The organism is Pseudomonas sp. PAMC 26793, from assembly GCF_000313235.1.
In the GTDB taxonomy this organism is placed as follows: domain Bacteria; phylum Pseudomonadota; class Gammaproteobacteria; order Pseudomonadales; family Pseudomonadaceae; genus Aquipseudomonas; species Aquipseudomonas yamanorum.
Window position 1 is genome coordinate 22965 of the sequence record NZ_AMXG01000042.1, and the last position, 19588, is coordinate 42552.

Annotated in this window: 13 protein-coding genes and 2 pseudogenes; 8 read left to right on the plus strand and 7 right to left on the minus strand. The window is 61.4% G+C overall.

What is annotated here, in order from left to right; all coding sequences use genetic code 11:
• The first annotated feature begins 1 nt into the window (after position 1).
• From D109_RS0122920 to D109_RS0122930, 3 genes are read left to right on the plus strand one after another with little or no spacing between them, the layout of a single operon-like run.
• A complete protein-coding gene (locus D109_RS0122920) occupies positions 2–781 on the plus strand; it encodes an amino acid ABC transporter ATP-binding protein (RefSeq protein WP_017478927.1) in 780 nt (259 codons plus the stop codon).
• Positions 782–801: 20 nt separating this feature from the next.
• Positions 802–1893, plus strand: a complete 1092-nt coding sequence (locus D109_RS0122925) for a polyamine ABC transporter substrate-binding protein (RefSeq protein WP_017478928.1) — start codon at positions 802–804, stop codon at positions 1891–1893.
• A gap of 25 nt (positions 1894–1918) precedes the next feature.
• On the plus strand, positions 1919–3529 hold the full coding sequence (locus D109_RS0122930; protein ID WP_017478929.1) for a gamma-glutamyltransferase family protein: 1611 nt from the start codon (positions 1919–1921) through the stop codon (positions 3527–3529).
• 161 nt (positions 3530–3690) lie between these two features.
• Here D109_RS0122930 and D109_RS0122935 read toward each other — a convergent pair whose 3' ends face one another.
• A complete protein-coding gene (locus D109_RS0122935; protein WP_017478930.1) occupies positions 3691–5178 on the minus strand; it encodes an aldehyde dehydrogenase family protein in 1488 nt (495 codons plus the stop codon).
• A 228-nt stretch (positions 5179–5406) separates the two neighbouring features.
• On the opposite strand from D109_RS0122935, the gene D109_RS0122940 reads away from it, so the two are divergent.
• Positions 5407–6576 (plus strand): p-hydroxyphenylacetate 3-hydroxylase oxygenase component, encoded by a 1170-nt coding sequence (locus D109_RS0122940; RefSeq protein ID WP_017478931.1) that lies wholly within the window; start codon positions 5407–5409, stop codon positions 6574–6576.
• Positions 6577–6635: 59 nt separating this feature from the next.
• A pseudogene (locus D109_RS0122945) lies at positions 6636–7112 on the plus strand (flavin reductase family protein); the annotation flags it as partial.
• Positions 7113–7285: 173 nt separating this feature from the next.
• Here D109_RS0122945 and D109_RS0122950 read toward each other — a convergent pair.
• A complete protein-coding gene (locus tag D109_RS0122950) occupies positions 7286–8614 on the minus strand; it encodes a hypothetical protein (RefSeq protein WP_017478933.1) in 1329 nt (442 codons plus the stop codon).
• A 217-nt stretch (positions 8615–8831) separates the two neighbouring features.
• On the opposite strand from D109_RS0122950, the gene D109_RS0122955 reads away from it, so the two are divergent.
• From D109_RS0122955 to feaR, 3 genes are all read left to right on the plus strand, one after another.
• Entirely contained in the window at positions 8832–10331 is a 1500-nt protein-coding gene (locus D109_RS0122955) for an APC family permease (RefSeq protein WP_017478934.1), read from the plus strand.
• Entirely contained in the window at positions 10312–10896 is a 585-nt protein-coding gene (locus D109_RS0122960; protein ID WP_017478935.1) for a DUF3156 family protein, read from the plus strand. The genes D109_RS0122955 and D109_RS0122960 overlap by 20 nt, the downstream gene beginning before the upstream one ends.
• Positions 10897–11013: 117 nt before the next feature.
• The gene (gene feaR / locus D109_RS0122965) at positions 11014–11967 is read left to right on the plus strand and encodes a transcriptional regulator FeaR (RefSeq protein WP_017478936.1); all 954 of its coding nucleotides are present in this window, start codon (positions 11014–11016) and stop codon (positions 11965–11967) included.
• Between the two features lie 60 nt (positions 11968–12027).
• Here the strand turns inward: feaR and D109_RS0122970 are convergent, their stop codons facing one another.
• From D109_RS0122970 to D109_RS0122990, 5 genes and pseudogenes are all read right to left on the minus strand, one after another.
• Complete coding sequence (locus tag D109_RS0122970) at positions 12028–12330, minus strand: contact-dependent growth inhibition system immunity protein (protein ID WP_017478937.1); 303 nt, start codon at positions 12328–12330, stop codon at positions 12028–12030.
• Positions 12327–16988: pseudogene (locus D109_RS01000000132090) on the minus strand (RNase A-like domain-containing protein). Before D109_RS01000000132090 ends, D109_RS0122970 begins: the two are co-directional and overlap by 4 nt.
• 174 nt (positions 16989–17162) lie before the next feature.
• Positions 17163–17924, minus strand: coding sequence for an SDR family oxidoreductase (locus D109_RS0122980; protein WP_017478938.1), 762 nt, complete (start codon positions 17922–17924; stop codon positions 17163–17165).
• Complete coding sequence (locus D109_RS0122985; RefSeq protein WP_017478939.1) at positions 17917–18717, minus strand: SDR family NAD(P)-dependent oxidoreductase; 801 nt, start codon at positions 18715–18717, stop codon at positions 17917–17919. Before D109_RS0122985 ends, D109_RS0122980 begins: the two co-directional genes overlap by 8 nt.
• Positions 18710–19531, minus strand: coding sequence for a molybdenum cofactor biosynthesis F family protein (locus tag D109_RS0122990; protein ID WP_017478940.1), 822 nt, complete (start codon positions 19529–19531; stop codon positions 18710–18712). Before D109_RS0122990 ends, D109_RS0122985 begins: the two co-directional genes overlap by 8 nt.
• Between the last annotated feature and the right edge of the window lie 57 nt (positions 19532–19588).

Here is a 19588-nt window from a genome sequence, read left to right on the forward strand (position 1 = left end):
CATGGCGCACAAAAGTGAAGAGTTGATCATCGAGGCCCTGGATGTGCACAAGTCCTTCGGCGAGTTGCAGATCCTCAAGGGGATTTCCCTGCAAGTGCGCCGTGGCGAAGTGGTGGTGCTGATCGGTGCTTCGGGCTCGGGCAAGACCACCTTTATCCGCTGCATCAATTTGCTGGAAGACATCCAGGGCGGGCGCATCCGCGTCAACGGTCGGGCGATGGGTTATCGCGAGCGTGCCGACGGCAGCCTGGTGCGGGACTCGGAGCGCAATATCGCTCGCCAGCGCCGGGACATCGGCATGGTGTTCCAGCGCTTCAACCTGTTCCCCCATATGACCGCCCTGGAAAACATCATCGAGGCGCCGATCCAGGTGCTTGGTGTGTCTCGTGCGGCGGCATTGGAACAAGCCCGTGGCCTGCTGGAGCGGGTGGGCCTGGCGGACAAGGCCGGCCACTACCCGTCGATGCTCTCGGGCGGGCAGCAGCAACGGGTGGCGATCGCCCGGGCGCTGGCGATGAAACCCCAGGCCATGTTGTTCGACGAGCCCACCAGCGCCCTCGACCCGGAAACCGTGGGCGAAGTTTTGCAGGTGATGAAAGAGTTGGCCGAGGAGGGCATGACCATGGTGGTGGTCACCCATGAAATGGGCTTTGCCCGTGAAGTGGCCGACCGCGTGGTGGTGCTCGACCAGGGCGAACTCATCGAACAAGGGCCGCCGGAACAGATTTTCAGCCGTCCCAGCCATCCCCGTACCCGGGCCTTTCTCAGCCGTGTGCTATGACCCTTCCAAGGAAATTCATCATGCGCTTACCGAGCTTGTTCACGGCCCTGTGCTGCGCCGCGATTGTCCCCATGACCCAGGCCGCCGACCCGGTGGTGAAGGTCTATAACTGGTCCGATTACATCGGGCCCGACACCTTGAAGAATTTCGAGAAAGACAGCGCCATCAAGGTCCAGTACGACATCTTCGACACCAACGAGATGCTCGAAGCCAAGCTGCTTTCCGGGCACTCGGGGTATGACGTGGTGGTGCCGTCCAGCCAGTTCCTGTCCAAGCAGATTCGGGCCGGTGCCTACCAGCCGCTGCAACGTTCCCTGCTGGATAACTGGAAGCACCTCGACCCGCGCCTGATGCAACGCCTGGAAGCCGCCGACCCCGGCAACCGTTACGCCGTGCCGTATATGTGGGGCACCGTGGGCATCGGCTACAACGAGGAAAAAGTTCGTGCGGTGCTGGGCAAGGACGCGGTACTGGATTCCTGGTCGATGGTGTTCGAACCCGGCAACCTGGCCAAGCTCAAGAGCTGCGGCGTGGCGTTTCTCGATGCGCCGGTGAAGATCATTCCCCAGGTGATGCTCTACCTCGGGCTGGACCCCAACAGCGTCAAGCCCGACGACTACAAGCAAGCCTCGAAACGCCTGATGGAACTGCGGCCTTCGGTGACTTACTTCAACTCGTCGAAATACACCGCCGACCTGGCCAACGGTGATATCTGCGTGGCCATCGGCTATTCCGGCGATGTGATGCAGGCCCAGAACCGCGCCAAGGAAGCGGGCAAGCACATCGACATCCGCTACTTGATCCCCAAGGAAGGCGTGAACCTGTGGTTCGACATGTTGGCGATCCCCAAAGATGCCGGCAACGTGGCCAACGCCCACGCCCTGATCAACTACCTGCTGCGCCCCGAGGTGATCGCGCCCATCAGCGACTACGTGGGCTACGCCAACCCCAACCAAGACGCGACGGCGCTGATGGACCCCAACGTCAGCGGCAACCCCGGCATCTATCCCGGTGACGAAGTGATCAGCCATACCTTCGTTTCCGCCGACCTGCCGGAAGCCATCCAGCGCCTGATGACCCGGGAGTGGAACCGGGTCAAATCCGGCCAATGAATCCTTGTTTTGAAGAGCCTTTGCCATGTTGAAATTCTCTGCTCATGAATACCCTTATCCGTCCCAGCGCCAGAGCGTGTTCGCCCGGCGCGGCATGGTCGCGGCTTCCCAGCCTTTGGCTGCCCAGGCCGGCATCGAGATCATGCAAAAGGGCGGCAACGCCATCGACGCCGCCATCGCCACGGCGGCGGCGCTGACCGTGGTCGAGCCCACCGGCTGCGGCCTGGGGGGGGATGCGTTTGCGTTGGTCTGGTGCAAGGGCCAACTCCATGGCCTTAACGGCAACGGGCATGCGCCGGCGGCGGTGTCGATTGAGGCGGTGAAGGCCGCCGGCCATGCGCAGATGCCGCTGTATGGCTGGACCCCGGTGACGGTGCCGGGCTGCCCGTCGGCGTGGGCCGAGTTGTCGCAGCGTTTTGGCAAGCTGCCGTTTGCCGAACTGCTGCAACCGGCCATCAGTTTGGCGCGGGACGGGTTTCCGTTGTCGCCGGTGGTTGCTCATCAATGGCAGGTCGCCCTGGACGAATTCACCCCCCATCGCGACCTGGTGCTGGAGGCGTGGTTCGAAACGTTCCTGATTGACGGCCGGGCGCCACAGGCCGGGGAGATTTTTCGCAATCCCGCCCAGGCGAAAACCCTAGAAGAACTGGCCGCGACCCGCTGTGAAAGCCTGTATCGCGGCGCCCTGGCCGAGCGCCTGGACGCTCATTCCCGCGCCACCGGTGGCTACTTGCGGGCCTCCGACCTCAACGGCTACCGGGCACAGTGGGTGGAGCCGATCCATATCAACTATCGGGGCGTCGACGTCTGGGAAATTCCGCCGAGCGGGCAGGGCTTGGTGGCGCTGATGGCGCTGAAGATTCTGGAGGGGTTCAGCTTCGATCACCGCGACAGCCAGCAGACCTGGCATCGCCAACTGGAGGCGATGAAACTGGCCTACAGCGATGGCTTGCACTACATCACTGACCCGCTGCATATGCGGGTGGCGGTGGCTGACCTGCTTAGCGATGACTACAGCACCCGGCGGCGTGGCCAGATCGGTGAACAGGCCCAGCCGCCCAAACCGGGTGATCCTCACGCCAGTGGCACGGTGTATCTGGCCACTGCCGATGCGGAAGGCAATATGGTTTCGTTTATCCAGAGCAACTATCACGGGTTTGGCTCTGGTGTGGTGTTGCCTGATAGCGGTATTGCCCTGCAGAACCGTGGGCAGGAATTCAGCCTGGATCCGGCTCATGCCAACTGCCTGGCGCCTGGGAAAAAGACGTTCCATACCATCATTCCTGGGTTCCTTACTCGGGATGGCCAGGCTCTCGGGCCGTTTGGTGTGATGGGCGGGTATATGCAGCCCCAGGGGCATGTGCAGATGGTGATGAATCTGGTGGATTTTGGTCTTAATCCCCAGGCGGCCCTTGATGCGCCGCGTTGGCAATGGCTGGGAGACATGAAGGTCGGCATCGAGCAGGGGGCGTCGCGGGATTTGGCCAATGCCCTGGCTCGGCGTGGGCACCAGGTGCAGATTGCCAGTGACCTGACAGACTTCGGGCGTGGGCAGATTATCCTGCGGGATCCGGTCAGTGGGGTGCTGTGTGGTGGGACCGAGCCCCGGGCGGATTCGCATATTGCGGTGTGGTAGGCGAGGGTGATCGTTCCCACGCTCTGCGTGGGAATGCCACCTCGGACGCTCCGCGTCCCGCTGGCACCGCCGGATTGACGCCTTGCGCAATGGTGACGCGGAGCGTCACGGTATGCATTCCCACGCAGAGCGTGGGAACGATCAATCTGCCCGCATGCCGGTCAGTAGCGAATCATCACCGACTTGAGCTCGGTGTAGTCCTCGATAAAAGCCCCGCCAAACTCCCGTCCCACCCCCGAAGACTTGTTGCCGCCAAACGGCACCGCCGGGTCGAGCATGGTGTGCATGTTCACCCACACCGTCCCCGCGTTGATCGCCGGCACCATGCGCAGGGCCTTGCTCAAATCGTTGGTCCAGAGGCTGGCGCTCAGGCCGTACGGCGTGTTGTTCATCAGCTCCAGCAGCTCTTCCTCAGTGTCGTAGGGGAAAAACGTGGCGATTGGGCCGAAAGTTTCTTCGTTGAGCAGGGTGTCGTTGAGGGTGTTGGCAAGAATCACAGTCGGCTCCACGTAGCAACCGGGCCCGTCGATCAGCTTGCCGCCATGGACAATCGTATTGTTCTCGGCCCGGGCCGTGGCGAAAAACCCTTCGAGTTTCTGTTGGTGCTGACGGTTGGTCACCGGGCCGAATTCGGTGCGCTCATCCAGGGGCGAGCCGATGTTCAAGCGGCCCAGGCGCTGCGCCAGCTTGTCCATGATCGCCTCGATCTGCGAGCGGTGGGCGAAGAAGCGTTCAGCGGCCGCGCAGATTTGCCCGGAGTGCAGGAAGCCGGCTTCGATAATGCCGTTGACCGCCTTGTCGAGGTCCACGTCCCGCAGGAACCCGGCCGCGTTTTTACCGCCCAGTTCCAGAGTCGCCCGGGTCAACCCGGCGCCCATGGCGCTGCGGCCCACCGCAATGCCGGTGGGTACCGAGCCGGTGAATGAAACCTTGTCGGTGTCCGCATGCTCCACCAGCCCTTTGCCCACAAGGCCGCCGCCGGTCAACACGTTCAGCACGCCCGCCGGCAGGCCGGCGTCGATGGCCAGCTCGGCGATGCGCAGGATGGTCAGCGGGGTGAACTCGCTGGGCTTGATGATGATGCTGCAGCCGGTCACCAGCGCCGAGGCGAGTTTCCAGATGGCGATCATGGTCGAGAAATTCCACGGCACAATGCCCACCACCACGCCCACGGGTTCCCGCAGGGTGAAGGCGGTGTAGCGTTCACCGGCGAAGGAGGGCAGTGACGGGGTGATGGTCTGGCCGCTGATCTTGGTGGCCCAGCCGGCGTAGTAACGCAGGAAGTGCGCGGCCTGGTCCACCTCGAAGGCCCGGGAAATCTGGATGATCTTGCCCGACTGGCAGGTTTCGATCTGTGCCAGTTCTTCGCGGTGTTGCTCCAGCAGGTCAGCGAGTTTCAGCAGCACATGGCCACGGATGGCTGGCGCGACCTGGGACCATTGCCGGAAGCCACGCCGGGACGATTCCACGGCGGCGTCGATATCGACAAGGTCGGCGTCGGCCACGTGGGCGATCACTTCGCCGGTGGCCGGGTTGATCACCTCCAGGGTCTGGCTGGAGTGGCTCTGGATGTAGCCGCCGTCGATAAACAAGGCGTGGCTTCGACGGAGGAAGGCCTGGACTTCAGGCAGCAGCGCAATATCGCTCATGGGGTTTTCCTGCTCGCAAAAGCCCGAGGTTAACCAGCGCCGCCGGGCCAGGCTTGTCTGTGCCTGCCGGGCGATATGTCTGTGGCTGCCAGGCCTGTGGAAAGTGCAATCTTGGCTGTGGAAGGTGCATTTTCCGGTGTTGTCGCCCGCTCCATACTGGCCCCACATCCAGCGTCGTTCGTTGATTTCGGACGTCAGCCGGACATCCAATAATAAGCAGGGCCGTCCATGAAAAAGCCAAACCCGCTCCTCGAAGACCTCAAGGCGATTCTGCCGACCATCGCTGCCAACGCCTTCCAGGCCGAGCAGGACCGCAAGGTTCCCGACGAGAACATTGCGCTGCTCAAGAGCATCGGCATGCACCGGGCCTTTCAACCCAAACCCTTTGGCGGCATGGAAATCTCCCTGCCGCAATTTGCCGACTGCATCGCCTTGCTCGCCGGCGCCTGTGCCAGCACCGCCTGGGCCATGAGCCTGTTGTGCACCCACAGCCATCAACTGGCGCTGTTTTCCGCGAAGTTGCAGCAGGAAGTCTGGGGCGATAACCCGAACGCCACGGCCAGTAGCAGCATCGCGCCGTTTGGCCGCACTGAAGACGTTGAAGGGGGGGTGCTGTTCAGCGGTGAAATGGGCTGGAGCAGCGGTTGCGATCACGCCGAGTGGGCGATTGTCGGGTTCCGTCGTAAAAATACCGAAGGGACTCAGGATTACTGCTTCGCGGTGCTGCCGCGCAGCGACTACCAGATTCGCGATGACTGGTTCGCCGCGGGCATGAAAGGCAGCGGCACCAAGACCCTGATCATCGACAACGTATTGGTGCCCGAACACCGCATCCAGAAAGCCAAGGACATGATGGAAGGCAAGTCCGCCGGTTTCGGTTTGTACCCCGACAGCAAGATTTTCTACTCGCCGTACCGTCCGTATTTCGCCAGCGGTTTTTCCACCGTCAGCCTGGGCGTGGCCGAGCGCATGCTTGAGGTGTTCCGCGAGAAAACCAAGACCCGCGTACGTGCCTACACCGGCGCGGCGGTGGGGGCCGCGACCCCGGCGTTGATGCGCCTGGCGGAGTCGACCCACCAGGTAGCCGCCGCCCGGGCGTTCCTGGAAAAGACCTGGCAGGAACATGCTGAACACAGCGAACAGCACCGTTACCCGAGCCGCGAGACCCTGGCGTTCTGGCGCACCAACCAGGCATACGCCACCAAGATGTGCATCCAGGCGGTGGACCGCTTGTTCGAGGCGGCCGGTGGCAACGCGTGGTTCGAGCACAACGAAATGCAGCGCCTGTTCCGCGATTCCCATATGACCGGCGCCCACGCGTACACCGATTACGACGTGTGCGCGCAGATTCTGGGGCGTGAGTTGATGGGGCTTGAGCCTGATCCGAGCATGATTTGAAGCCGACCCGGCCATCACAATAATCAGGACTGCGCGTTGACGCAGTCCGGGAGTCTTGCATGTCAGATAACAGTTTCGACCCACGGGCCTTTCGCCGGGCCCTGGGCAACTTTGCCACCGGCGTCACCGTGGTCACCGCCGCAGACGCCAGCGGGCGCAAGGTCGGCGTCACCGCCAACAGCTTCAATTCGGTGTCCCTGGACCCGCCGCTGGTGCTGTGGAGCATCGACAAGCGCTCCAACAGCCACGAGGTGTTCGAGCAGGCCAGCCATTTTGCGGTCAACGTGCTGGCGGCCGACCAGATCCACCTGTCGAACAATTTTGCCCGGTCCAAGGACGATCGCTTCGCCGAAATCGAATTCGAGCCGGGCGAGGGTGGCTCGCCGGTCTTCGCCGATTGCTCGGCGCGGTTTCACTGCGAGAAGTACCAGCAGGTGGACGGTGGCGATCACTGGATCATGATTGGCAAGGTGGTGGCGTTTGATGATTTTGGGCGTTCGCCGCTGCTCTATCACCAGGGCGCGTATGCGCGGATTGAGGAACGGCAACCGTAGGGCGAACACCTCTATCGAAGGCTGAAGCAGGTTCAATGTGGGAGCGGGCTTGCTCGCGAATGCGGAGTGTCAGCCAATACATCTGGCGACTGACACACCGCCTTCGCGAGCAAGCCCGCTCCCACATGTGATCTCGGTAGCTCATTGCATCTGTGTTAGAACGGCACCGCCACGGTGACTTGGCTGTAGATATTGGTACCGTTGCCCCCCACCTGATTCCCGCCGTTGCTCTCATCCTTGTTCGGCTTGTACAAACCCAGCAGCGGCGTGACGATCAGGTGTTCGTTCACCGCCCACTCCGCGTACAGGTCCAGCTCGCGCCCATCGAGGTTGAGCATGCCGCCCTTGCTCAACGTTTTGTAGTCGAAGAACAGCGCGCCGACGGTCACGCTGTCCAGCGGCTTGACCTTCAACGCCACATGCTGCACTTCGGTGTTGGTATTGAACGGCCCTGAGTAATTGCCAGCCACTTCGCCCTGCACCCAAGTGCCATAGCCACGGTTGAAGCCCGAGAACATGGCGTCCCAGTTTTTCGAATAGCGGCTGTAGCGGTAGGTCAGGTCCGGCGACCACGGCAGCGCGGCGAAGGTGTAACCGGCCTCGGTGTACCAGGCTTTTTCCGGGCCGGCGTCCTTGTCCTGCCAGGCGTATTCAAAGGAAAAATGCGCGTTCTCGATCCCGGCATTGCCGGCGCCCCGCAGGCTGTAGAGGTTCATCCCGGCGCGCTGTTTTTGCAGGTCATTGGCGTAACGGTCGTCGACGCTGATGCCGTGGATATAGGTCAACCCTACGGTGCCGGGTGCGGCGGTGTAGTCCAGGGTGCCGGCGGCCATTTCGGTGTTGGCCTGGGCGCGGTTGTCGGACTTGATCCACATCACGCTGCCATGCACGCCGTCCTTGCCCCCCAGGCGTAACACAGCGGTTTGATCGAAGGCATGACGCGCGGCGATGTAGTAGGCGCCGCCCCGGTTGAACTTGCCGTCATCCACGCCTTTGCCGAGGTTCGGGCCGTCGTCATTGATGATGAAACCGTCGCCGAGCATGATGATCTGGCGGCCGAACGACAGGTCCACACCATCCTTGCCCAGCGCCGGAAACAGCTCCCCCGAGCGCCAGCCAGCGAAGGCTTCGTCGAACTTGGTGGTGCGCTCACTGCCGGTGGTCACGCCCGACGCATCACCCTCACCCCAGGTGCCGGAGCTGACCAGGTTGGCCGTGCCATACAGGCTGCCCAGGGCGCCGAAGCGCTGGTCGACGCTCAAGCCATACTTGATAAAACCTTCGCGCCAGGTGGAACCGCCGGTAGTGCCGTCATAGTTTTTGCGGCTGTTGAACATGCCGTACACCGCGAGGAAATTGCCGGTGACCTGGGTGTCGTCATCGGCATACAGCTCAAACGCCTGGGCCGATGAGTCGATGACCATCAGCGCGATGCCCAGGCTGATGGCCCTGTACAGGTGACGGGTTTGTTGTGTGTGCTGCATTGTTATAGTCCCCAACAAGGTGAATTGAGGGAGCATTAGGGCGAGCGCCACCGGGCTAAGTCTTTCCCCTGCGTGCCAGGAAATTGTCCCAGGCCGCCAGTGGCGCAGCAGTGGCAGGCAGCAACAAAACCGGCGGCAGCCAGGAGCAAGACGATCAGCCAGGGCGGGGCGCAGAGTGCCAATACTTCTAAAAATCCGCTTCTTGAGGATCTGCACCATGTCGATCAACGACCGGCTCACCGAACACTTGAAACGCGGCACGGTGGGCTTTCCCACCGCGCTGGCGAGCACCATCGGCCTGATCATGGCCAGCCCGGTGATCCTCACCGCAACCATGGGGTTTGGCATCGGCGGCAGTGCCTTCGCGGTGGCGATGTTGATCGCGGTGGTGATGATGCTGGCCCAGGCGACCACCTTCGCCGAAGCCGCCTCGATCCTGCCCACCACCGGTTCGGTCTACGACTACATCAACTGCGGCATGGGCCGGTTCTTTGCGATCACCGGCACCTTGTCGGCGTACTTGATCGTGCATGTGTTTGCCGGCACCGCCGAGACGATCCTGTCCGGGGTGATGGCGCTGGTGAACTTCGAGCACCTCAACACCCTGGCGGAATCCGCCGGCGGTTCGTGGTTGCTCGGGGTGGGCTTCGTGATTGTGTTCGGGGTGCTGAATGGGTTTGGTGTCAGCGCGTTCGGCCGGGCCGAGATCATCCTGACCTTCGGCATGTGGACCACCTTGATGGTATTCGGCGTGCTGGGCCTGATCGCAGCCCCGGCGGTGCAGTTGGACGGCTGGTTCGGTGAATCCCTGGTGGGCACCGACCTGATCACCATCCTGTCGCTGGTGGGCATGGCGATGTTCATGTTTGTCGGCTGCGAGTTCGTCACGCCGCTGGCACCGGACCTGCGCAACTCGGCCAAGGTGATGCCCAAGGCCATGGTGCTGGGGTTGCTGGGTGTGGCCACCTGCATGTTCATCTACGGCGCCGCCATGAAGCGCCAGGTGGAGAACGTATTGATCGACGCGGCGGGCGGGGTGCACCTGCTGGATACGCCGATGGCCATCCCGAAATTTGCCGAGCAGGTGATGGGCAGCATTGGTCCGATGTGGCTGGGCATCGGTTTCCTGTTTGCCGGTGCTGCGACCATCAACACCCTGATGGCCGGTGTGCCACGGATCCTGTACGGCATGGCGGTCGACGGCGCGTTGCCCAAGGTTTTCACCTACCTGCACCCGCGCTTCAAGACACCGCTGCTGTGCATCCTGGTGGCGATGTTGATTCCGTGCCTGCACGCGCTGTACCTGGGGGGCAACACCGACAACATCATGCACCTGGTATTGGCCGCCGTGTGCGCCTGGAGTTTTGCTTATCTGCTGGTGACGCTGTCGGTGGTGATCCTGCGGATTCGCCGGCCGGATCTGCCTCGTGCCTACCGTTCGCCGTTCTTTCCGCTGCCGCAGATTCTGTCGAGCATCGGCATCCTGCTGGGCATGTGGTTTATCACCCCGCCGGGGATGAACCCTGCTGACATCTACATTCCCTTCGGCGTGATGCTTGGGTGCACGGCGGCGTATGCGCTGTTCTGGACCCTGGTGGTGCAGAAGGTCAATCCATTCAAGCCCGCCTCGGTGGAAGAGGTGTTGGCCAAGGAGTTCGCCCATGAACCGGGTCAACCGCACAACGGGTATATCAGCCATGCTGCAAAAACTGTCTGAGCTGCTCAGCGCCCGGCGCGCGCCTGCCGGTTATCGTCCCGGCGTTACGCTGGAACACCTGCGACGTAACCTCGGCCTGGCCGGTTATGCGGTGTGTGGACCGACGACGGCCCGGGTGGCCCTGGACGAGCTCGGGTTGCAATTGGAGATCGTCGAGCGCACCGAGTCGCAGCTGTTGATGCACCTGGTCATGACCGAATTCGTACTGCGCATTCCTGCCTCGCAGCAGGGCACGGCGAGCTTTGAACTGCACCACACCGGGGCCGTTCGACGCACCGGGATCCGCTGTCGGCAGCGCTCTGGAGACAAGGAAGTGTTAGGCGTTCTGCAAGCCGAGTTGCAGGAGGGCAGCGCCTTGCATCGCGCCTTGATGCCGCTGGACTTCAAGCGCCTGCGCATCGACCTGGTGGATCACCAATGGTGCGTGCGGCTTGAGCATATGGGCGGGAGCGAGGTGGTCAATCGCATGCCGGCGTTCCGGCGCTATATCGCGTTGAGCAGCGATCAACGCGCCTGGCTACTGGACACCTTCAGCGGTTTCCAGCGTGCATTACAGGCCCACTGACCGCAGGATCTGGCATCAATAGTGCAATCACCTTGGCAGACACGTACTTGTTGCGCGCATATAGATAACATGTTAACTATTGCCCGACAAAAACAAAAAGCCAAGGTGGAAACAACCATGAGCATGCAACAGATTGGGCAAGACGGGCTGGACCGCTGGACCCGGGATCTGCGCGCGGTTTGCGGTCACTTCGACACAGAACTGGCCTTCAACCGCTCGCTGTTCATTGGCAGCATCAGCACCTTTTCCCGCGGCGGCTTGCCCCTGGCCAACCTGCGCACCAACGCCGGCCTGATCAAGCGCCCCAAAGCCCGCGCCGACCACGATGACGACCAGAACTGTTTCCTCGTCAGCCAGCGCAGCGGCTACTGCCAGATCACCCAAAACGGCCAGAGCGTGCAACTCGCCCCCGGCGAATTACTCTTGATGGACTCGGTGGGCTCCATCGACATCACCCCGTTTGGGCTGATCGAACATGCGTCCCTGTCCTTGTCCCGCGCAGAGGTGTGCAAACAGTTCGGCAACCAGCCCAAGACCTTCGGCAAAATCTCCTCGAGCAAAGCCTGCGGGCGCATGTTGCATGTGCTGATGGACCAGTTGTGCAAGGACGCGCTCAACGGCGAAGGTGCGGTCGGCGAAGGGCAGGCGTTGCAATCGGCGTTTGTCTCGCTGCTGGGGTCGGCGTTTGAGCAGGAAGATGATGAGCGGGATGATTGTGGCGGGTTGCAGGGCAGCAATCTGCGCGGCTATGTGCAGAAGGTGATTGATGAGTCGTTAACCCAGCCAGGGCTGAGCCCGGTGGGGTTGGCGAGTCGGTTGAACATCTCGGTAAGGCATTTGTATCGGTTGTTTGAGGAACAGGATGACAGTGTGTGCCGGTATATCCAGCGGGCGCGGTTGAAGCGCAGTGCGGATGATCTGACCAACCCGTTTTTGCGCAGTGAGTCGATTACGTCGATTGCGTATAAGTGGGGGTTTACGGATTCGGCGCACTTTAGTCGGTCATTCAAGAAACAGTTCGAAGTGTCGCCGAAGGATTTTCGAGCTGGGCGGTTGCAGCAGGTGGGGTAGGGGAGGAAGAAGGGGCTTTCCGAGTACCTTCTTCATTATAAATATCTTAAAAGATCGAAGTTATTCGCCTCTTTGGTTGAAAAGCGCGTCAATGTGCTCCAGCCACAATTTCCCGCTTTTCCAATCGTGAGGATAATAGTAGCCACAGCCAATATCTGAGAATAAAAAATGCTGTAACGCTTGCTCCGTCTTGTTGGCATGTAAAAGAGCTTTTAACTCAAGGTGTGCGGTTTTAAAGGTCTCTGTTGAGGATTCAGTTATAAAGCTTAGGATCACATCGTCCGCACTATCAAACTCATCAACCCAATCCTGATTGAAGTAACCCGCGAGAAGTTGCTGCAGCTGTGAATAATCTTTATTCATGGATTCGGATATCCGGTCTGAATTCTATAGCCATCGGGCATGCTTTTATCTTTGTACAAAATCAGGTAGATCTCCCGTCCGGGGACGGTTGTTTTTGCACCTCGCTTCAGGCTGGTTCCAACTGGTTGAGGAGACTTTTGAGTAATAACAATTTTTTTGTCCTTTCCTTTAACGAACGAATTTATTTTGGTTTCGTTGCCTGCTATCACGCTTGATATGGCTGACTCGGCTGTCGCGCGATCAGGGAAGGTAGATGCCGTAGGCACATGAGGCTCATTTTTAAGACGTGTTGCCAGTTGTTGGTCAGTTCTACCAATGTGCTTTTGCATCAAATGTCCTCCGGCAGCTTCGTGAGCAGCTAAACCTCCACCAGGAACAATTTCGCTATAAGGCCCATCGGCGACTATTTGGCCTGGGCAGGCTGTAGCTTTACAGCTCAACCCCAACGGATCCACCCAGCCTGTCGGGTTGGGCACGTACTGGTATCCGTTCAACCCACGCGCCAGCTTCACGGGATCGGGCGTCAGGTAGCGGCCAATGTCCGGATTGTAGTAGCGATGGCGGTTGTAGTGCAGCCCGCTTTCCGGGTCGAAGTATTGGCCCTGGAAGCGCAGCGGGTTGGTGAGGGTGTTGACGTCCAGCTTCGCGATTTGGCCGTAGGCGCGGTAATGCGCTGACCAGACAATTTCACCATCGGGCGCGGTGAGTTCTTGTGGCGTGCCCAGGTGGTCGAGTTGGTAGTGGAAGGGCTTTACGTCTTCCGGGCCGTAGCCTTTGAGCAGCACTAACGGGCGAAAACTGTTGGGTTCGTAGAGGTAGCTCTGATGGTGATCTGTGCTGTGCTCGGCGATCAGCTTGTCGCCTTGCCAGAAAAACTCGGTGGTCTGGCCGTTGAGGATTTTGGCGATCCGCCGTCCAAAAGGATCGTAGCGATATGCGGCCTCGGTACCGTCCGGCTGGGTGATGCTGATCAGTCGGTGCTGGCAGTCGTAGCGGTATTCGGTGACTAACTGCTGGGCCCTGCCCCGGCGTTCGCGCAGGAGGTTGCCGAAGGCGTCGTAGTCGTAATGACGGTCGCCCTGCATCAACAAGCGGTTGCCTTTGACGACGCTGGGGCCGACACGGTCTTGCATCAGCAGGTTGCCCGCCGGGTCGTGGACGAAGCGTTCCTGCAGGTCGTGCGAATGGTTGGCGCGGGTCAGGCGGTCGAGCGGGTCGTAGTGGTAGTCGTGCTGGCCTTTGCGGGTGTCGAGGATGCGGGTGAGGTTGCCGCGTTTGTCGTAGTCGTATTGGCGGCGCTGGTGGCGTTGTTCCTGTTGGGTGATGGCGTGGGCGTGCAAGCGGCCCTGGTCGTCGTAGTGGTAGTGGCTGAGGAATTGACCTTGCTGGCGCTGATGTTCGCGTCCGGATTTGAACAGGTGCGAGGTGAGTGGCTTCCCATTCAGCTCGACGGTGGCGAGGTCGCCGCCCTTGTCGTGATGAAAGGCCAGGCGGTTGTTATCGGGCAGGCGCAGGTAGTTGAGTTGCCCGCATTCGTCGTAGCCATAGCGCAACGTGCCCCAGCCTTGGTGCTCGGCGGTGAGGCGGTTTTGCAGGTCGTATTCGTAATGGAGCGGCCAGTGACCGTCGTCGACGCTGAGAAGGTTGCCGAGGCGGTCGTAGGTGTAATTGACGCTGCTGCCGTCAGGCAGGTTTTTTCTTACGAGGCGCCCGGCCGCATCGCGCTCATAACCGGTAACCAGCTGACTGCCATCGTCGCCGTACTCGGTCTTTTCCAGCAGGTGCCCGGCGAGGTCGTAGACATAGGCGGTGCGGCAACCATCAAACCCGGTTTCCTGCTGGATCAGGCCGTTGGCGTGGTACTCAAGTCGATAGGTTTCCCCAACCTCATTTTCGATCTCGGTGAGTAACAACCGAACATTGTCGTAGCGGTATTTGAGCTGCGTGCCGTCCGGATTAATCCGACGGCTGATCAGGTGCAGACCGTCGGCATACTCATAGCGAGTAACCCGACCCAGCTCGTCGCGCTCTGCAGTGATTTTTCCGTACGGGTTGTAGCTGAATTCGCGAGTGGCGCCGCCCGGCTGAATCACTTTCAGCAAACGACCTACGGCGTCCCACTGGTATTGGGTCAGCGCGCCATACTCATCCTCGCAAGCCACCTGCCGCCCCAGGTCGTCATAGCGATAACGCCGCACTCCGCCATTCGCCAGCTTCTCCTCAATGAGCTGGCCACGCTCGTCCCAAGTCAGCCGCTGACTGCTGTTATCCGGATACCAGACGCCGCTGAGCTTTCCGTGTTGGGTGTAGGTGTATTCGGTGTAGTTACCATCCGGATCAGTCTTGCGGGTGATATCGCCTTGATCGTTACGCTGGTATTTCCACACCGCGTCACCACGGCGTACAGCCCGCACGAACCCGTTGTCATACTCGTAGGACGTGGGTGCATCGTCACCGGGAAACAGCGCAATCAACCGACCGGCTTCGTCGTACTGATACGCCGTCACCGCTCCCAGCGGATCCTGCTCGACTGTCAGGCGGCCTTTGTCATCGTAGGATTTGAAGTGCTGCGCGCCGTCCGGATCGATCCGCTGCACCAGCCGAGCGCGCTGGTCGTGTACGTAGACTTCCTGGCTGCCATCGGCGTTGTGCACGGTGACCGTGCCGTTGTCATCCCACACATACCGCGTGTCCATCTGCGAAAAACTGGCCCAGTGCCGGACAGCGTGCAGCCTTGCCGGACCGTTCCCACTCCCAGAAGAAACTCGCCCCACCGGCCAGTTGCCGCTCCAGAATCACCTGCTGATCGTCGTAGCGATAACGTTCGCTTTCGCCTACCGCGTTCGTCGCCTCTACCAACCGCCACGCATCGTCGTACGTGTAGGAAACAACGTTCTGCTCAGTAACCCAGCCGAGTTCCCGCTGCACTTGATAGTCGACCGCAACGATGTGTCCACGGTCATACCGCAGCAGCAATCCTTGGCCGACGTGGTTATCGATCCGCTGGATCCGTCCGGAATAGTCGCGGGCAATACGCAGCCGGTTGTCATACGCGTCGCTGATCGACCTCAGCACACCGTCACGGAAGTGGTAGAAAAGCGACGCCTGAGCCTGCACCAGTTCATCGGGAAACGAGCCCAGATAAATCGCCGCTTCCGCCAGGCTATTGGTGATGGCTGGCCGTGCAGCAGAGGGCAGGGGAAAGGTGGTGCTGCGGTTTTCGTGATCGGTCCACACCACCGATTCACCGTTCACCACCAACCGCTGCGCCAATGAATGACTCCAGCCAAACCCCAACCCGCAATCCACTTCCACCGCACTGCTGCGATACAACCGCGTCCAGGCAAACGGCAGCACACCTTCCAACGAGCCGTCAGTGAGGGTCAGCAGTTCCTCACCGGTAACCATCGAAACCGGGCAGCCATTGGTTGCGGTCTTATCTGCGGGCGCCGTCGCGTCACCGCCGGGGTTCTTTGCAGAAGCAGGCACATCATCCATAGGCTCCTGCTTCACCAGCGTCGTGCGAGACGTCGGCTCCCGCACCATCGGTGCCGGATTCGAAACCTGATCTGGACCAACCTTCAACGGCGCCGCCGCAGCTTTCACCGGCACTGCATGACTCTGAAGCGATAACGGCTTAAGCGCCTCGGCATGCCCGTCCATCCGGGCCGTACCGCCCAGCCTGGCAATCTGCTCCAACCACTCCCGTGCCCGCTCGGACTTGACCTTGCCCAGCACCTGCGCACCCAGGCGCACCGCCACACCCATGCCACCGGTAGCCCACAGCAACAGCAGGTTGAGCAACACCTCGGTGGTGATTTCCCCCAGCAACTCAAACAGGTAGTGCGGCGGCAGCATGCGCATCCAACTGACCATTGCGGACAGGTAGATGAACAGCAGCGGCTCGTCGCTGAGGATCAACAACCCTTTGGCAATCGCCTCATGACTGAGCTTCAGCAGCGCTTCAAGCTCAGCCTGGGAGAGGTACTGCAGCAATTTTTCGCTGTTGGGCTTGATGTCTGCCAACCACTGGTACAGCTGCGCAATACCGTCCACAGACCGTAAAGCACGTTTTCAAAGCCCCGCGCATAAGCCAGTTGCAGCGAGGTGTAGCGCTCGCCATAACCCGCCTTGGAATAGCTCTCCCATATCGGCTTGAACGTGCTCGTCCACTCGCCACGCAAGCGGCCTTCCAGCGAGCTGATCTCGGACTGATAGGAGGCATACAGCGCCTTGATGTGGTCCCTCGAAACGTTGGGATAAAAGCTGACTCGATACTGCCGGTCCACGGTGCACTCGGTGACTTCGAGAATGCCGCTGGGGCCGATGGTTTTGTGGATGGGGTCGCCGAGAGGGCCACCGTCTTGCGCGACTTCCTGCAGCATCACCGGCGTATTGCCGATGGGCACGAACCGCGTGCTCTGGAACATATGCACCAGGGTCAATGGCGCGTTGGCCTTGCAGGTCGCGACGGTGCTGGCGGGATACAGGGAACGGGTGATGGGTGCGACCAGCGAAACCTCATCCCCCACCTTGAACACCTGCTCGACGTCCAGTGCCGAGAAGCTCCAGAAGTGCTCGGCCCAGGCGTCGTAGGTGTTCAGGCAGTGTGTGAAGTCGTTGAGAACCCCGTCGACGTCGCGTGTCTTCGGGTCCATCGCCGCCACGACCAGAAAGCCTATGGCGGGAATCAAGAGGCAGCCCCTTCGGGCTGGGTGTTAATCGAAAATGACATCGGCGTTCCCTCGCACTGTGTGATCAGGCGAGGGACTTTGCAGCGGTTCTCGAGGCGGGGGAGTAGAGGTTATCCGGCGGTTCGGTAGGACGTTTCGTTAAACCTCCGGCAAGGTCGAGCCGCCATCCACCACCAGCGTCTGCCCGGTGATGTAGCCTGCCAGGTCCGATGCCAGAAACAGCATCGCCCCGGCAATATCCGACGGCGTACCCAGGCGTCCCAGCGGCACCCGGCTGGCGATCTGTGCGTTCACCTGGTCATCCCCCAGGTTGCCCATGGCCGGGGTTGCGATCATGCCGGGCTCCACACCGTTGACTCGCACATTCAAGCCGGCCAGCTCCAGCGCGGCATTGCGAATGAAACCGTTGACCCCGGCCTTCGACGCCGCGTAGTGACTCAGGCCTGGAAATGCCACCCTCGGCCCTGTAACTGACGATGTGACCAGCACGCAGCCCCGACCCTGACGGCGGAACATCGGCAACGCCGCCTGGGTCAGCCAGAACAACGCCGAGAGATTGACCGCCAAGGTGCGGTCGAGCATCGCCGGAGTGATTTCGGCAAAAGGCGTCAGCGGAAAATACCCGGCGTTATGCACCACAACATCCAGCCGTCCCCAACGTTGTTCCACCCCTGCAATCAGCTCGAAAACCGCAGCCGCATCCGCCAGATCCACCGTCACCGCTTCCACCTGGCAGCCGCGCCCGCACAGCTCCAGCGCGAGTGTGTGGGCCAGTTGCAGGTCAGCGATCATCACCCGCGCACCCCGCAGGGCAAAGGCTTCGACGATGGCCCGGCCAATGCCCTGGGCGCCGCCCGTGACCAATACGTTGCGGCCAGTGAAGTCCAGGTCTTCATTCATGACGCTGCTCCAGATGCGCATAGGCCAACGTCGGCACATCGACGATGCTCGACCCGCCGTCCGCCACCAGCGTGGCCCCGGTAATGATCGACGCTTCACTGGAGGCCAGGAAGCGGCACACCCTGGCGATTTCTTCAGCGCTGGCCGGCCGGCGCAACGGCACATCGGCGCACACACGGTCATAGGCGTGTTGCAGCGTCTCACCGTGAAAATCCATCAACGGCTGCATTTCTTCATCCGCCATCGGCGTGCGCACCCAGCCCGGGCACACCGCGTTCACCCGCACCCCGCGTGGGCCGTAATCCCGGGCCAGCGAACGGTTGAGTCCAAGCAACGCATGTTTGGCCGTGGTGTAGCCGCACACCTCGGGCCCGGCAGCCAGTGAGGCAATCGAACCCATCAACACGACGTTGCCGGCACTTTCCAGCAGCAACGGCAGGCACGCTCGCGCGCTGTAGAACGCGCTGTCGAGGTTGCTGCGCAGCGCCGCTTCCCAAGTCTGCGGGCTGGTGTCGGTGGCGCTGCCCAGGCCATGGCCGCCCGCGCAAGCCAGCAGCACATCGATTCGCCCGAAGCGCTGGCGAATCTGCTCCACAAAGCACGCCCACGTGACAGGGCAGGCTGCATCACCCACCAACACCAACCCCCCGGTTTCCCCCGCGACCTGCTCCAGCGGCTCGCGACGACGGCCGATCAGCACCACGCGCGCACCCTCGGCGGCGTACAGCCGGGCGCACGCGGCACCGATGCCCGTGCCGGCCCCGGTGATCACAATCGTGCGCGGCTCAGTCATCGGGATGCTCCGTGCGGTTGAGCACCTGGCAGTAGGAGCTGATGGGGAAGTTCGACAGCTCATCGAAAGCCGCCCCGGCATAGCCGAAGATCTTGCCGTCGCTGCGATGCTGTTGCAGGTCGATCAGCACTAGGCCGAGGGTGGGGATGATTTTTTCGCGCCAGACGAACAGGTACAGCTGGTCGGCGATCTTGTAGTAATGGCAGCGGTCGGTGTCGCACAGGCCTTGCTCGACGCCCTTGAGGCATTGCCAGGCGTAGAACTGGTGGTTGAGGTAGATGTGCTCGTAGACCTCGCTCGGGCTGTAGCGGTACTGGTTGCGCAGGCCGGTCAGTTCGGTGGTGGGCGCGTGGGGGCACTGGCCGGCTTGCCAGGGGCGGTCGAGGCTGCCGTGGAGGAATTCCACTTCCACCGAGGTCAGCGGCTTGCCGGCCAGGGCGCGGCTGTAGAGGCCTTCGCGGGTTTGTTCCTGGGTGGGCAGGCGTCCGAGCACGGCGGTGAACGACGCGCTGGCGGTGTCGAGCACCAGGCTGACCGACCAGGCCTGGGCACCTTCGCGCTTGATGAAATCCACCAGGTACAGGCCGGGGCGTACCGAGGTCGCGCGGTAGGTTGCGCTGCCGCTGGAGTGTCCGTCGGCTGCGACCCAGGACAGGCTGTCGCGTTCGAAGCGATGCTCGATCTGCCAGCCATTGGCGAAGTTCAGCGTAAAGGTCTTGCCGCTCAGGTCCGCCAGGTTCGGCAGGATGAACGCCTCGGGGGCGAAGCCGTCGGCCAGGGCGCCCACGGTGATCCAGTCAGAAGGGGTGGTCATTTGCGATGCTCCGGTTGAGTGGGTGAACACCTCGGATCATCGCGCCCGGGAGCAGGC